The 232-nt window shown below is 73.7% G+C and carries 1 pseudogene; it reads left to right on the plus strand.

The features are described 5' to 3' along the window. A pseudogene (locus KVT32_RS31800) lies at positions 1-232 on the plus strand (NAD(P)(+) transhydrogenase (Re/Si-specific) subunit alpha); the annotation flags it as partial.

Here is a 232-nt window from a genome sequence, read left to right on the forward strand (position 1 = left end):
ACCTGGCCGGCTACAAGGCCGTGCCGCTCGCCGCCCATCACTACGGGCGGCTGATTCCCATGATGATGTCGGCCGCCGGCACGCTGAAGGACGCGCGCGCGGTCATCCTGGGCACTGGCGGCGCAGGCCTTCAGGCCATTGCCACGGCCAAGCGGCTGGGCCCCGCGGTCGCGGCGTCGGGCGTGCGCCCCGCGGCCCGCGAACCGGTCGAATCCCTGGGCGCCAGCTTCAT

It is taken from the genome of Achromobacter sp. GbtcB20 (assembly GCF_019091095.1).
Classification (GTDB): Bacteria; Pseudomonadota; Gammaproteobacteria; order Burkholderiales; family Burkholderiaceae_B; genus Achromobacter; species Achromobacter mucicolens.